15 protein-coding genes and 2 tRNA genes are annotated in these 14,664 nt (G+C 65.7%); 7 read left to right on the top strand and 10 right to left on the bottom strand.

The genetic code is table 11. From position 1 onward, the window contains the following. Window positions 1–59: 59 nt before the first annotated feature. Window positions 60–623 (top strand): flavodoxin family protein, encoded by a 564-nt coding sequence (locus WS49_RS21090; protein WP_059532936.1) that lies wholly within the window; start codon window positions 60–62, stop codon window positions 621–623. Window positions 624–912: 289 nt separating this feature from the next. Here the strand turns inward: WS49_RS21090 and WS49_RS21085 are convergent. From WS49_RS21085 to WS49_RS21080, 3 genes are all read right to left on the bottom strand, one after another. Continuing rightward, window positions 913–999, bottom strand: a tRNA-Leu gene (locus tag WS49_RS21085). Between the two features lie 110 nt (window positions 1,000–1,109). After that, window positions 1,110–1,337, bottom strand: coding sequence for a hypothetical protein (locus tag WS49_RS36530; RefSeq protein ID WP_059596275.1), 228 nt, complete (start codon window positions 1,335–1,337; stop codon window positions 1,110–1,112). A 220-nt stretch (window positions 1,338–1,557) separates the two neighbouring features. Next, window positions 1,558–1,644 (bottom strand) — tRNA-Leu (locus WS49_RS21080). 249 nt (window positions 1,645–1,893) lie between these two features. On the opposite strand from WS49_RS21080, the gene rnr reads away from it, so the two are divergent. The 6 genes from rnr (at window position 1,894) to WS49_RS21050 (ending at window position 9,115) form a co-directional block, all read left to right on the top strand. Continuing rightward, on the top strand, window positions 1,894–4,356 hold the full coding sequence (gene rnr, locus WS49_RS21075) for a ribonuclease R (RefSeq protein WP_059532933.1): 2,463 nt from the start codon (window positions 1,894–1,896) through the stop codon (window positions 4,354–4,356). Between the two features lie 151 nt (window positions 4,357–4,507). Further along, entirely contained in the window at window positions 4,508–5,251 is a 744-nt protein-coding gene (gene rlmB / locus WS49_RS21070) for a 23S rRNA (guanosine(2251)-2'-O)-methyltransferase RlmB (protein WP_059467602.1), read from the top strand. 103 nt (window positions 5,252–5,354) lie between these two features. After that, window positions 5,355–6,227 (top strand): N-acetylmuramoyl-L-alanine amidase, encoded by an 873-nt coding sequence (locus tag WS49_RS21065; RefSeq protein ID WP_059532930.1) that lies wholly within the window; start codon window positions 5,355–5,357, stop codon window positions 6,225–6,227. Between the two features lie 107 nt (window positions 6,228–6,334). Then, window positions 6,335–7,027 (top strand): ribose-5-phosphate isomerase RpiA, encoded by a 693-nt coding sequence (gene rpiA / locus WS49_RS21060; RefSeq protein ID WP_059532927.1) that lies wholly within the window; start codon window positions 6,335–6,337, stop codon window positions 7,025–7,027. A 283-nt stretch (window positions 7,028–7,310) separates the two neighbouring features. Beyond that, entirely contained in the window at window positions 7,311–8,027 is a 717-nt protein-coding gene (locus WS49_RS21055; RefSeq protein WP_059532924.1) for a FadR/GntR family transcriptional regulator, read from the top strand. A 101-nt stretch (window positions 8,028–8,128) separates the two neighbouring features. Further along, entirely contained in the window at window positions 8,129–9,115 is a 987-nt protein-coding gene (locus WS49_RS21050) for a Gfo/Idh/MocA family protein (protein ID WP_059532921.1), read from the top strand. Window positions 9,116–9,177: 62 nt separating this feature from the next. Here the strand turns inward: WS49_RS21050 and WS49_RS21045 are convergent, their stop codons facing one another. The 7 genes from WS49_RS21045 to WS49_RS21015 form a co-directional block, all read right to left on the bottom strand. Then, window positions 9,178–9,870, bottom strand: a complete 693-nt coding sequence (locus tag WS49_RS21045) for an amino acid ABC transporter permease (protein WP_009695834.1) — start codon at window positions 9,868–9,870, stop codon at window positions 9,178–9,180. A gap of 122 nt (window positions 9,871–9,992) precedes the next feature. Next, window positions 9,993–10,787, bottom strand: a complete 795-nt coding sequence (locus WS49_RS21040; RefSeq protein WP_059532918.1) for a cystine ABC transporter substrate-binding protein — start codon at window positions 10,785–10,787, stop codon at window positions 9,993–9,995. A 102-nt stretch (window positions 10,788–10,889) separates the two neighbouring features. Further along, window positions 10,890–11,927: a quinone-dependent dihydroorotate dehydrogenase gene (locus WS49_RS21035; protein ID WP_059532916.1), complete on the bottom strand. Its 1,038-nt coding sequence runs from the start codon at window positions 11,925–11,927 to the stop codon at window positions 10,890–10,892. A 179-nt stretch (window positions 11,928–12,106) separates the two neighbouring features. Further along, a complete protein-coding gene (locus WS49_RS21030) occupies window positions 12,107–12,937 on the bottom strand; it encodes an arginyltransferase (protein ID WP_059532913.1) in 831 nt (276 codons plus the stop codon). A 33-nt stretch (window positions 12,938–12,970) separates the two neighbouring features. Beyond that, a complete protein-coding gene (gene aat, locus WS49_RS21025; protein ID WP_059532910.1) occupies window positions 12,971–13,735 on the bottom strand; it encodes a leucyl/phenylalanyl-tRNA--protein transferase in 765 nt (254 codons plus the stop codon). Between the two features lie 11 nt (window positions 13,736–13,746). Beyond that, the gene (locus WS49_RS21020; protein WP_059532907.1) at window positions 13,747–14,292 is read right to left on the bottom strand and encodes an NUDIX hydrolase; all 546 of its coding nucleotides are present in this window, start codon (window positions 14,290–14,292) and stop codon (window positions 13,747–13,749) included. Between the two features lie 156 nt (window positions 14,293–14,448). Continuing rightward, window positions 14,449–14,664: integrase core domain-containing protein (locus WS49_RS21015; protein ID WP_156441396.1), on the bottom strand; the 216-nt coding region annotated here is incomplete at its 5' end.

The following is a 14,664-nucleotide window of genomic DNA, read 5'->3' as shown; positions in this document are numbered from 1 at the left end:
TTTTATGTTACCGTAACGGTAACGTTTATTGCGGAACGGTCCGCGTCAAGGAACTCGTCATGTCTGAAATTGCAGTGGTTTTTCACAGCGGCTACGGCCACGCAGCCGTTATTGCGGACGCAGTTGCTCGCGGCGTCGAGAAAGTCGACGGCGCGTCGGTCAAGTTGATCCCCGTCGACGCGATCGACGAACACTGGGAGTACCTGGAGCGCGATGCGAAGGCGATCATCTTTGGCTCGCCGACCTACATGGGCAGTGCGTCCGCTCAATTCAAGGGCTTCATGGACGCATCGTCGAAGCATTGGGGCAAGTGGCGTGACAAGCTGGCGGCCGGTTTCACGGTGTCGGCTTCGCAAAGCGGCGACAAGCTGTCGACGCTGCAACAACTGGCGGTCTTCGCTGCCCAGCATCAGATGCTGTGGGTCAGCCTCGGCCTGATGCCCGGCAACAACAGCAGTGCGGGTTCGGTCAACGATCTGAATCGGCTCGGGTCGTTCCTCGGTGCGATGGCGCAGGCAAATGCGGACGAGGGTGGCGATGCGATTCTCGAGAGCGATCGCAAGACGGCGGAAGTGCTGGGCGAGCGTGTCGCGATTGCCGCGAAACGCTGGAACGGCGCCTGACATCGACAGCCGGGCGGGTCTTGATGGGGCGTTCGGCTGCTGAATCGGTGAAGGGGCGAGGTGTGCGTCGCGTATCCATCGAGTTCGCCGGGCATCTCGAAATTCGCGCGCCCGATTCTGCTTCGTTGCTTGAGTCGGAGATGACAGAAGGCCGGGATAGGCCGCCCGTTTCTGGAAAGCGGAGGGGGCTTGGTAACGCGGGCGCGTGCCCCGAGCTGCGCTTGCAAGCGCAGCGCTTTGCGCCTGAAAAAGAAAAAGGCCGGCAAAAAGCCGGCCTTTCTTAAATAAGTGGTGCCCAGGAGAGGACTCGAACCTCCACGGTGTTGCCACCGCTAGGACCTGAACCTAGTGCGTCTACCAATTCCGCCACCTGGGCACGTTTCGCTTGCTGCGATGCGAAGACCGCTATTCTAGCGTGTCTTGAAAGTCTGTCAATACAATTTGTGCGACGGCCATAAAAATTTCGCGCGTCGCATATTCAGGGCGTCACGCGCAGATCGGAATCGCACGCGTTGCCGTGAAATTCCTGCGCAGCGCATCAGCTGTGTCGACGCAGGTCTGCAGCAAACCAGCTGCGCGAAACGTATCGGCGTTCTTCTGCTGCTCACCGACGTTCTGAGGGACTACGGAATCCTCACGGCGGGATTCGTGTCGACCGATGCGCGTCGTGGATGGCGAGTTCTCGGCGTGCGCCGGGATGCCGGCGGCCGGCATCGCACATGCGAACGTGCGGCGGATGCATCGACGTCATGGATCGTGTTCCTCGCCGGATTCGTCGAAAGCAAGGCGGCTAACGTACCAACGGGGAGGGCAATCTTTCACCGATCAATTCTGCTATCGATCGGCGTGACGGGCATATGGCGCGGCCAGCGCGCGTAATGCGAGGCTTGAAATGAAAAAAGGCCGGCATTAAGCCGACCTTTTCAAAAACAGATGGTGCCCAGGAGAGGACTCGAACCTCCACGATGTTGCCACCGCTAGGACCTGAACCTAGTGCGTCTACCAATTCCGCCACCTGGGCACGTTTTGCAGTAGCTGCTTGCTGCAAAGAAGCGAAATTATAGCGCCCCAATTAATCGTGTCAACACTTTTTTGCGATGCACCGCAAACCGGCCGCTGCGGCGCCCGCACGCGGCATTCGCGTCATTTGGCGGCACAGGCGGGTGATAGAATGATCCGCCGCCGTCACTATAGAACTGTCTGACGGACACTTCTATGTTGATGCCGTGCACCATCAGTCAACGCAACGAGAACAATCATCGACAAACCCTTGAGCAAATATCCGTACCCCATTCCGAGCCGTGAAGAAATTCTCGGCGTGCTGCGTACGAGCGACGCGCCGCTGGCAGCCAACGACATCGCCGAAGCGTTGTCGATCAAGCGCCAGGAGCGCGAAGGGTTCTTCCGGCGTGTCGCCGCGATGGAACGCGACGGCCAGATCCGCCTCGACAAGCGCGGCCACTATCAGCTTACCCATCCGTCGAATTTCGTCGCCGGCCGCGTGCAGGGGCATCGCGACGGCTACGGGTTCGTGATCCGCGACGACGGCCAGGACGACCTGTTCCTGCCGAACGGCGAAATGCAGAAGGTCATGCACAACGACCGCGTGCTCGCGCGGATCGTCGGCTACGATCGCCGCGGCCGCCCGGAAGGCCATGTCGTCGAAGTCACCGAGCGCGCGAACAAGCGCGTGATCGGCCGCCTGCTCAACGAGAACGGCGCGCTGATCGTCGCACCCGAAGACAAGCGCATCGGCCACGACATCCTGATCACGCAGAACGTGAAGAAGGCAAAGGTCGGGCAGGTCGTCGTCGTCGAATTGACCGATTTCCCGAGCCGCCATTCGCAACCGCTCGGCCGCGTCGTCGAAGTGCTCGGCGATATCGACGATCCGGGCATGGAAATCGAGATCGCGGTGCGCAAGTACGGCGTGCCGCATGAATTCAGCCAGCCGGCGCTCGATGAAGCCGCCGCGCTGCCCGACAAGGTGCGGCCGGCCGACCTGCGGTTCCGCGTCGATCTGCGCGACGTGCCGCTCGTGACGATCGACGGCGAGGACGCGCGCGACTTCGACGATGCCGTCTACTGCGAGCCGACCAAGGTCGGTCGCGGCGACGGCTACCGCCTGATCGTCGCGATCGCCGACGTGTCGCACTACGTGCAGCCGGGCAACGGCCTCGATGCCGACGCACTGGAACGCAGCACGTCGGTCTATTTCCCGCGCCGCGTGATCCCGATGCTGCCGGAGAAGCTGTCGAACGGGCTGTGCTCGCTGAATCCGCAGGTCGACCGCTGCGTGCTCGCGTGCGACATGGTGATTACGGCGCGCGGCGAGATCAAGGCGTACCAGTTCTACCCGGCCGTGATCCATTCGGCTGCGCGCCTGACGTACACCGAAGTCGCCGCCGTGCTGTCGAACACGAAGGGGCCGGAGGCCGCGCGCCGCGCGGACCTGCTGCCGCACCTGCAGGATCTGTACGGCGTCTACAAGGCGCTGTTCGCCGCCCGCCAGAAGCGCGGCGCGATCGACTTCGACACGACCGAGACGTACATCGTCTGCAACTCGCAGGGCAAGATCGAACAGATCGTGCCGCGTCAGCGCAACGATGCGCACAAGCTGATCGAGGAATGCATGCTGGCCGCGAACGTCTGCGCGGCCGACTTCCTGAAGCGCAACAAGCACCCGGGCCTGTACCGCGTGCATGCGGGCCCGACGCCGGAGAAGCTCGAGAACCTGCGCGCGTTCCTGCGCGGCATGGGCCTGTCGCTCGGCGGCGGCGACAAGCCGCATGCGAGCGACTACGCCGCGCTGATGGCGCAGATCCGCGACCGGCCCGACGCGCAGATGCTGCAGCCGATGCTGCTGCGCTCGATGCAGCAGGCCGTCTACAGTCCGGACAACATCGGTCACTTCGGTCTCGCGTATGAGGCGTATGCGCACTTCACGAGCCCGATCCGCCGCTATCCCGACCTGCTCACGCACCGCGCGATCTACTCGATCCTGTCGGGCAAGAAGTACGTGCCGAAGGCACCGGAAGGCTTCGAGCTGAACACCGCGCTGTCGCCGCGCGCCCGCGCGATGCAGCAGGCCGACGACGAAGCGCGCGGCCGTTCGCGATCGAACACCGCGATCTGGGAAGAACTCGGCCTGCACTGCTCGGCGAACGAGCGCCGTGCCGACGAAGCGTCGCGCGACGTCGAGGCCTGGCTCAAGTGCTACTTCATGCGCGACAAGCTCGGCGAGGAGTACGGCGGGATGGTGAACGGCGTCACGTCGTTCGGCATCTTCGTGCAGCTCGATACGCTGTTCATCGAAGGGCTCGTGCACGTCACGGAACTCGGCTCGGACTACTTCCAGTACGACGAGATCAAGAACGAGCTGCGCGGCGAGCGCACGGGTATCCGCTATCGCCTGTCCGATCGTGTGCGCGTGCAGGTGAGCCGCGTCGATCTCGACGCGCGCAAGATCGATTTCCGCCTCGTGCGCGACACGCCGGTGAAGGCGCCGCGTACGGTACCGGCGCCGGCTGTGGCCGGTAACGGTAACGATCGCGGTGGCCCGCGCGTGCGCTCGTTGCCGCCGGTGGAGGAAGCCGCGCCGCGCCGCAAGAAGGCGGCGAGCGCGCCGACCGTCGCGGTGAAGGAGGCGCGTGCGGCGCGTGCCGCGAAGAAGAAGGGCGGCGTGGCGGCGAAGACCGCCGCGAAGAAGGTTCACGCCCGCAAGAAGTATTGAGCGTTCGGGGCGGTGCATGCACACGCCCCTGCAGTATCGAGAGACGCCGCGTTCTACCGGTCACCGGCCGGCAACGCGGCGCTTTCCTTTTCCATGAATCGCGGCTGCGCCCATCGCGCGGCCGCACGTTTGATCGAAGGTTGTTCCAGTCATGTCACGTCTGAAGGTTCTTTACGGTTTTCACGCGGTGACCGCACGTTTGCGGCACGATGCGTCGACGGTTGCGGAGGTGCTGTACGACCAGACGCGCCGCGACCGCCGCATGCAGGACTTCCTGCACGCCGCGAAGGAAGCGGGCGTGCGGCTGATCGCAGCCGACGAAACCCGCCTGTGGGGCCTCGCGCATACCGAGCGCCATCAGGGCGTCGTCGCGCGCGTCGAGGACGTTCCGCTCGCGCAGAACCTGTCCGAGCTGCTCGACGGCATCCAGGGCCCGGCGCTGCTGCTGGTGCTCGACGGCGTCACCGATCCGCACAACCTCGGCGCATGCCTGCGCGTCGCCGATTCGGCCGGCGCGCATGCGGTGATCGCGCCGCGTGACCGCGCGGTCGGCCTGAACGCGACCGCGGCGAAGGTCGCGAGCGGCGCGGCCGACACGGTGCCGTACATCACGGTGACGAACCTCGCCCGCGCGCTGCGCGAGCTGAAGGAGGCAGGCGTGTGGATCATCGGCACGTCGGACGAGGCGCCGGGCACGCTGTACGACACGAAGCTCGACGGCCCCGTCGCCATCGTCATGGGTGCGGAGGGCGAAGGCATGCGCCGGCTCACGCGCGACACCTGCGACGAAGTGATGAGCATCCCGATGGCCGGCAGCGTCGAAAGCCTGAACGTGTCGGTCGCGAGCGGCGTGTGCCTGTACGAAGCGGTGCGGCAGCGGCGCGTGAAGGGCTGACCCGGGCTGACGCACGCGGGCTCGCGCGATGCGCGGGCCGTCACGACCCGAACGACGCGTGCCGCGACTGTGCGCGGCACGCGGCTCCCGGAACTCGCGGACCATGACCCTGTTTCGCCTCGGCGCATCGTGCGCCATCCTCGGCCTGCTGGCCGCCTGCACATCGCCGTCGCTGGTCGGGCGCGGCACCTACTACGCCGATACGAGCCTGCAAGCGCGCGGCGCCGATTCGCGGATCCGCTTTCTCGTGATGCATTACACCGAAAGCGACGAAGCGAAATCGCTGCGCACGCTGACGGGCGATTCGGTCAGCGCGCACTACGTCGTGCCGCCGCAACCACGCGTCGAACACGGGATGCCGGTCGTCTACCAGCTCGTTCCCGAATCGAAACGCGCATGGCATGCGGGTATCAGCGAATGGCAGGGCACGACCGAGCTCAACGCGGCGTCGATCGGCATCGAGAACGTGAATCGCGGCCCGCTCGATCCGCAAAACCGCACGTGGCAGCCGTATCCGCCCGAACAGGTCGATGCGCTGATCCGCCTGTCGAAGGACATCGTCGCACGCTACGGAATTCCGCCGACGCGCGTGGTCGGGCACAGCGACATCGCGCCACAACGCAAGATCGATCCGGGGCCGCTGTTCCCGTGGCATGCGCTCGCGCAAGCCGGCGTCGGCGCGTGGCCGGACGATGCGACCGTGGCCGCGCGACTGGGCGGCCGCGATCCGCACGCGCTCGTCGACGTGCGGGAATTGCAGCTGAAGCTTGCACGCTACGGCTATGACGTGCCGACCGACGGCGTGCTCGACGCGCGCACGCAACGCGTATTCGCGGCGTTTCAGATGCATTTCCGGCCATCCGACTATGCGGGCAACCCGGACGCCGGGACCGATGCGATCGCGCAAGCGTTGCTCGACAAGTATTTTCCCGGCACGCCGCCGGCCGAGGACGGAGCCGCAACCGGCGCGCCCTGACGATCGATCGGCGCGCGAGGCGCCGCAATACGCGCCGAAAAAGCCCGGGTCGTCATCCGAGTCCGGTAAACTGCCGGTTTTCCGCAATCCCGCTGTATTCCCACCCCATGACTCAAGACGAACTCAAACGCCTGGTCGGCCAGGCAGCCGCCGATTATGTGATCCAGAACGTGCCGGAAGGCGCCGTGATCGGCGTCGGCACCGGCTCGACGGCCAACTGCTTCATCGACGCGCTCGCGGCCGTCAAGTCGCGCTACCGCGGCGCCGTGTCGAGCTCCATCGCGACGACCGAACGCCTCAAGTCCCACGGTATCAAGGTGTTCGACCTGAACGAAGTCGAATCGCTGCAGGTGTACGTCGACGGTGCCGACGAGATCGACGCAAGCGGCGCGATGATCAAGGGTGGCGGCGGTGCGCTGACGCGCGAGAAGATCGTCGCGTCCGTGGCCGATACGTTCGTCTGCATCGCGGATGGCAGCAAGCGCGTGCCGGTGCTCGGCGCATTCCCGCTGCCGATCGAAGTCGTGCCGATGGCGCGCACGGCGATCGGCCGGCGCGTGACCGCGCTGGGCGGCGTGCCGGTGCTGCGCGTGACGAAGGACGGCACGCCGTACATCACCGACAACGGCAACGAAATCGTCGACGTGAAGGGGCTGCAGATCGTCGATCCGCGCGGTTTCGAAGCGCAGGTCAACGCATGGCCGGGCGTCGTGACGGTTGGCCTGTTCGCCGAGCGCGGCGCGAATCTGTGTCTGCTCGGCACGGCAAACGGCGTTGAGACGATCGTTTATCCCGATTAATCGAAACTGAATGAGAAGCAGTCCGTAATGGCGTCAGGATGCCGTAATGGATTGCATGGTCAAACTCGACGGAAAGCCCGGCCCGGCAAGCGCAGCGCGCTTCCCGGGCTTTTTTTGAAGCCGTATAAATCACCACGTCAAAAAGAGGGATAACCCTGTCAGGTGTTTACCAGATAGCGAAATATCCCCGAACTCATCAACTTATAGATCATAAGAACAGTCGTAACCAGGGCCGGCGGAACTGCGGAGCAGGTGTTCGCAAATCGACGCACGGGGAGGTGTCATGGAGCAGGGCAAAGACCGGTCACTGGTCGCCAAAGTGATGGATGGGCTTGTCACGGGTATCGTCGAGGACAAGTACGGCGGCATTTTGCCGCCGCAGGACGTGCTGTCGAAAGAGTTCGACGTGAGCCGGACGGTGATGCGCGAAGCATTGTCGATGTTGCTTGCGCGCGACATGCTCGACGTGCGTCCGAAGGTCGGTACGCGCGTTCGACCGATGCGCGACTGGCGCATGATCGATGAAGACGTGGTGAGCTGGCGGTTTCGTGCGAAGCCGGATCCGCAGTTCATGCGCGACGTCATCGAATTCCGGATGCTGATCGAACCGCGCGCGACCGCGCAGGCGGCCGTTCGTGCGACGGCGGTCGACATCGCGGGCATTCGCGAGGCATTCGAAGCGTTCAAGGTGTTGCAACCGGGCGACCCCGGATACGACACGGCGGACGAGTTGCTGCACACGCGGATCGTCCAGGCGAGCGGCAACCAGTTCTTCCAGCAGATGGCGGCCATCGTGCGCGGTGCGGTGCGTCTCGTGAATCCGCGCGTCGCGCAGAAGGACGGTGCGCACGACGTCGCGGTGAAGGCGCATGCGCGCGTCGTCGACGCGATCGAACGCCGCGATCCGCGCGAAGCCGAAGCGGCATCGCTCGCGCTGATCGATTTCAGCGCCGACGAGATTTCGCGCGATTTCTCCGTCGACGTGCCCGTGCGCGCCTGAATCGGCGCGCGTCGCTTATCCGTGCGCCGGCGAGCCGTTTATCATGACGGCCGGCCGGCAGCGTGCCGGCCCCCGTCATACGACCGACACGGAAGATCCGGATGAACGACCTCGACAACCGCCCGGTGCGCTTCGGCATCGTCGGCGCAGGCAGCATCGCACGCCGATTCGCGCAAAGCCTCGCCCACGTGCCGGGTGCCACGCTCGCCGGCGTATGGGCCCGCCGCGCCGACGCGGCGACCGCCTTCTGCAACACCAGCGGCGGCACGCCTGCCGCCAGCCTCGACGCGCTCCTCGCGAGCGACATCGACGCGGTCTATATCGCAACCCTCCACGACAGTCACGCACGCTACGCGCAAGCGGCGCTCGCCGCCGGCAAGGCCGTGCTGTGCGAAAAACCCGCGACGCTGAACGCGACGCAACTTGATGCCGTGCTCGATGCGGCGCGCACGGCCGGACGGCTCTTCATGGAAGCGATGAAGCCGCCGTTCTTTCCGTTGTATCGTCAGTTACGCGCGCACCTGCACGACGACCCGATCGGCGAAATCCGGCTCGTGCGCGCGGGCTGCGCATCGTCGTCGGTGCCGGACGATCATTCCGTCTATCGACTCGACCGCGCCGGCGGTGCGCTGCTCGACATCGGGATCTACGAAGCGTTTCTCGCGGTCGACTGGCTCGGCGCGGCAGTCGACGTGCAGACGCTCGGCCGTATCGGCGCGACGGGTGTCGACGTGTTCGCGAGCCTGAACAGCCGTCACGCGAACGGCGGCATCGCGCAGCTCTTTTGCGGGCTCGACGTGATGGGCCGCGGTGACGCGCTGATCGCCGCCGCAGGCGGGCACGTGACGATTCACGAGAAGTGGTGGAACCCCGCGCGGGCGACGATCCGCTACGCGGACGGGCGCACGGTCGAACTCGATGCACCGGTCGACGGCGGCGGCCTGAACTACGAGACCGCGCATTTCTGCGACTTGTTGCGCGCGGGCGAACGCGAGAGCCCGATCATGACGCACGACCACTCGCGCCGGATGATCGCGATGACCGACGCAGCACGTGCGGCACTCGGCGTGCGCTATTCGGGCGAATAGGCGGGAAGGAAGGGAAGGCGGGCGCCGGGCGCGCGACCGCGGCCCGGCGGGAGATTCCGCGCTCAGTGCCGCGCGGGCAGCGACAGGCGCTTTTCGTACCAGCGCTGGACCCATTCGAGGATCTGGCACAGCACCCAGTAGACAGCGGCGGCGGCCAGGTACAGCGGCAGCGGCTGGTAGGTCGCCGCGATCATTTCCTGCGCGCTGCGCAGCAGTTCGGTCACGGTGATCACCGACACGAGCGACGTGTCCTTGATCAGGCTGATCAGGCTGTTCGACAGGCTCGGCACCGCGATGCGCAATGCCTGCGGTCCGATCACATAGCGCAGCGTCTGCCCCCACGACAGCCCGAGGCTGTATGCGGCCAGCCATTGGCCGCGGGCAATCCCGTTGATCGCGCCGCGCATGCTTTCCGACATGTAGGCGGCGACGTTCGCGGACAGCGCGATCACGCCGGCGGGCGTCGGATCGAGCGAGATGCCGAGGCTCGGCAGCCCGTAATAGATGACGAAGATCTGCACGAGCAGCGGTGTGCCGCGCATCAGGCTCACGTATGCGCGCGCGAGCCACGCGAGTGCATTGACCCAGATGCGTTCGAAGCCTTCGAGCGCCTCGCTTTGCCGGATGCCCATCATCGCGAGCACGACGGCGCCGAGCAGGCCGAACACCATCGACAGCACGGCGAACTTGACGGTTAGCACGGCACCCTGGGCGAGCACTGGCAGCGATTGGACGAGCAGGGACGTTGTCGACATGGAATACGAAGCGAATGCGTGCGCGAAAGCGCAATCATAAACCGGACCGATAAAACAAAGGGCGGCATCGTTTCGGATGCCGCCCTTTCCGGCCCGCCGTCAGGCGGGAAACAGAGGCGTGCTTACTTGATCGGCTTCGTCACGTCGATGCCGAACCACTTGTCCGAGATCTTCGTGAACGTGCCGTCGGCTGCGAGTTGCGTCATCGCGTCGTCGATCGCCTTCTGGAACTTCGGGTTGCCCTTCTTGAACGGGATGCCCGACGGGTTCGCCGAGCCGACGTTCGCGCCCGGGCGCAGCGGCAGCTGCGAGTTCTTCGTCAGGTACGCGAGCATCAGGCGATCGTTCAGCGCCGCGTCGAGACGGCCGGCCGCGAGGTCGCGCAGGTACTCGGGCGCGCCCGGGTACGTCTTCACGTCGACGCCGGGCACCGACTTCGCCATGTCCATGTAGTTCGTGCCGAGCGCGACGCCGAGCTTCTTGCCCTTCAGGTCCTCGAGCGACTTGAACTCGCGCGTGTCGTCCGTGCGCTGGATCAGCTGCGCGGACGAGTACGTGTACGCGGGCGAGAAGTCGAGCGTTTCCTTGCGCTTGTCGGTGATGCCGACCTGGTTGGCGATCACGTCGAACTTGCCGGCCTGCAGGCCCGCGATGATGCCGCTCCATTCGGTCGTGACGAACTCGGCCTTGACGCCGAGCTTCGCGGCGACGGCCTTCGCGATGTCGACGTCGAAGCCGACGAGTTCGCCTTGCGGGTTCTTCGAGTTGAACGGCGGGAACGTACCTTCGAGGCCGACGCGCAGCGTGCCGCGTTGCTTCACCTGGTCGAGGAGGTCGGCCGCATGCGCGGTGGCGGCAGCGAACGACGTACCGATCAGGCCGGCGACCAGCAGCTTCTTCAGCAGCGAAATTTTCATCGTGTGGGCTTCCTTGCCCCAGCGGGGCGCTTGATTCTGAATGTGAGGCCGATCATAGCAAAAATGCAATCGACCGCTAAATATCGTTTGTTTATGGCTATATTACGCGGCGCGATCGCGCGCGATCGCCTTCACGCATTCGGCGACGAGCGCGGGGCCGCGATAGATGAAGCCCGTGTACAGCTGGACGAGCGACGCGCCGGCCGCGAGCTTCGCGCGTGCGTCCTCGCCCGAGAAGATACCGCCGACGCCGATGATCGGCACCGCGCTGCCGACTTCGGCATGCAGCTTGCGGATCACTTCGTTTGATGCGTCGAACACCGGGCGGCCCGACAGGCCGCCGGCCTCGTCGGCGTGCGGCAGGCCCTGCACGGCTGCGCGCGACAGCGTCGTGTTGGTGGCGATGACCGCTTCGATCTTGTGGCGCAGCAGCGTGTCGGCGATTTCCTTGACCTGTTCGTCGTCGAGATCGGGCGCGATCTTCAGCGCGAGCGGCACGAGCTTGCCGTGCAGGTCGGCGAGGCGCTGCTGCTTGTCCTTCAGCGCGGCGAGCAGCGCATCGAGCTCGCCCGCGCCCTGCAATTGGCGCAGGTTCTTCGTGTTCGGCGACGAAATATTGATCGTCACGTAGCTCGCGAACGGATACACGCGCTCGAGGCAGTAGAGATAGTCTTCCGCCGCGCGTTCGATCGGCGTGTCGGCATTCTTGCCGATGTTCAGGCCGAGGATGCCGCGATAGCGGGCCGCCTGGACGTTCTTCACGAACTGGTCGACGCCGTGGTTGTTGAAGCCCATCCGGTTGATCAGCGCTTCCGCCTGCGGCAGACGGAACATCCGCGGGCGCGGGTTGCCCGGCTGCGGGCGCGGCGTGACCGTGCCGACCTCGATGAAGCCGAAGCCGAGCGCCGCGAGGCCGTCGATGGCCGCACCGTCCTTGTCGAGGCCGGCGGCGAGGCCGACCGGATTGCGGAACGTGAGCCCCATCACGGTGCGCGGCGCATCGGGTACGCGGGACGACAGCGCGCAGGCGAGGCCCGTGCGGCCGGCCGCGCCGAGCGCGCGCAGCGTGAGGTGGTGAGCGTCTTCCGCATCCATCTTGAACAGGGATGCGCGGGCCAGCGGATAGAGGGAACTGAACACGGGAATTGGGCGGACAGCCGGAATGAATGACAACCCACTATTTTACCGGGAGTTGCGCCGCACGGGCTGGCTTCGCTTCGTAGCAGCCCGCGGCGACGGTTGCCGCGCCGCGCGTCGGCCGCTTCACGACCGGGGCGGACGCTCGCCGCGCGCGAGCAACCGCGCTGGTGACGTTCGCGTCAGCCCGACCCGGAATGCCCACCGGGCAGCGGCGCGCGGGCGAGTGCCGCGTCGACCGGCGGCAGGTCGACCCGATCCGGATCGAGTACTTTCCAGCGGCCGTCGAGCAACCCTTCCAGCGGATGGAAGTTTGCCTTGTAGGCCATCTTCGGGCTCTCGCGGATCCAGTAGCCGAGATACACGTACGGCAGGCCGAGGCTCTTCGCCTGCTCGATCTGCCACAGGATGTTGTACGTGCCGTAGCTCGTGTGCTGCTCGTCCGGCTCGAAGAACGTGTAGACCGACGACAGCCCGTCGCCGAGGATGTCGATCATGCTGACCATGCGCAGCTTGCCGGGCTCGCCGCCCGGCGCGTCGAGATCGCGGAATTCGACGAGGCGCGAATTGATCCGGCTCTGCAGCAGGAACTGCTCGTACTGGTCGCGGCTGTCGCGGTCCATGCCGCCGCCGGCGTGGCGCGCCGACTGGTAGCGCATGTAGAGCGCGTAGTGCTCCTCGTCGTAGTGCAGCGGCGAGACCGTCGCGACGAGCGCGCGGTGCCGCTTCCACATCCGGCGTTGCGTGCGCGACGGCGTGAACGCGCCGACCGGCACGCGCACCGGCACGCAGGCGCGGCAGCCGTCGCAGTATGGACGATAGGTGAACACGCCCGAGCGCCGGAAGCCGGCCTTCACGAGTTCGGTATAGATGTCGGAATTGATCAGGTGGCTCGGCGTCGCGACTTGCGAGCGCGCGACGCGGCCGTCCAGATAGCTGCACGGATAGGGCGCCGTTGCATAGAATTGCAGCGCCGAAAGCGGTGAAAGCGGCAGCTCAGTCGGGTGAGTCATGGGCAGCTCTCGATGCAGGGAGGGAGTGCCGCGCTAGCGCTCGATCCCGGAGGGGGCGGCCGGTTCTGCAGGGCCCGTCAGCGCGGCGAGCGCGCGCTTGTCGAACTGCCACGGAATCGGCGGTTCGGCTACCGCGCGGCGCACGTGAGCGACAAAGGCCTTGCGTGCGATCTCGCGGCCGCCGAGCGACGCTAGATGCGACGTATTCTGCTGGCAGTCTATCATCTCCAGCCCCTGCTCGCGAAGATGGGCGACGAGCGTCGCCAGTGCGATCTTCGACGCATCGGTGGCATCCGCGTACATCGATTCGCCGAAAAACATTCGTCCGAACGCGACGCCGTAGAGGCCGCCGACGCGCCGCCCGTCATGCCACGTCTCGATGCTGTGCGCGTTGCCGGAACGATAGAGCGACGTATACGCGTCGATGATTTCGGCCGTGATCCAGGTGCCGCGCTGCCCGCGACGCGGCGCCTGCGCGCACGCGCGCATCACGCCCGGAAAGTCGTGGTCGACGCGCACTTCCCATGCGGGGTCGCGCAGCACGCGCCGGAGTGTCTTGCGCAGCGACGGGGACACCTTGAATTCGGCTGGCACGAGGACCATCCGCGGGTCGGGGCTCCACCACAGCACGGGTTGACCGTCCGAATACCACGGGAAGATGCCGCGCAGGTAGGCCTCGATCAGGCGCGACGGCAGCAGGTCGGCGCTCGCGGCGAGCAGCCCCGGCGCGCCGGTCGCCGGACCGAGCGCGCGTTCGATGGGCGGAAACGGATCGTCCGGGCCGAGCCAGGGGACCATGGGGCGCGGGCTCAGCCGTTGCGCAGCGAGCGGAAGATATCGCCGGTATGGACGCCGTAGTCGCCGGCGGCGCGATCGGCGAAAAAGAAGCGCAGCGTCTGGCTGACGGTCGGGAACGCGATTTCGTCCCACGGAATGTCGGCTTCGTCGAACAGCTTGACTTCGAGGCTTTCCTCGCCGGCCTCGTAAGCCGGATCGGTGAGCCGCGCCAGATAGAACAGGTGGACCTGGTGCACGTGCGGCACGTTCAGCAGCGTGAACAGATTCTGCACCTCGACGCGTGCGCCGGCCTCCTCGAGCGTTTCGCGCGCGGCGGCCTCGGCCGTCGTCTCGCCCATCTCCATGAAGCCCGCCGGCAGCGTCCAGAAGCCGTAGCGCGGTTCGATCGCGCGGCGGCACAGCAGCACCTGATCGCCCCAGACCGGCACCGTGCCGACCACGTTACGCGGATTCTGGTAATGGATCGTGCCGCAGTGATCGCAGACGAAGCGCTCACGGTTGTCGCCCTGAGGAATGCGCGCGATGACTTCGTGACCGCAGACGGAGCAGAATTTCATGTCGAGTGGAAGGGACGAGGTGATGCGAGTGTATCACCGGGGCGGGGCATTCTTGAACGCGCGCGCATGCGCGCGGCGTGCGGCGCGAAGCGCAACGTGCGATGCGCGGCATCGGGCGCCTGTCAAGTCCTGGAATAGGTTGACAGTATCCAGACGCTAGAACGCCCGATGCACCGCATCGGGCGTTTTGTATTCTAGGGCGGCGTGTGGCCGCTCATGGTTGTAGATGTGCACGGACTGTTCGACCATCTTGGCGGCCTGCTCGAGGTCGGCAGGACGCTGCAACAGGAACTCGCCCTTGAGGATACCGTTGACCCGCTCGGCCAGCGCATTCTGGTAGCAGTCGTAGCCGTCCGTCATCGAACAGCGCAA

Origin of the sequence: Burkholderia sp. RF7-non_BP4 (genome assembly GCF_001521935.1) — a bacterium.
In the GTDB taxonomy this organism is placed as follows: Bacteria; Pseudomonadota; Gammaproteobacteria; order Burkholderiales; family Burkholderiaceae; genus Burkholderia; species Burkholderia diffusa.
Note: the sequence above shows the minus strand (reverse complement) of the source record. Positions and strands in the feature narration are given on the sequence as shown.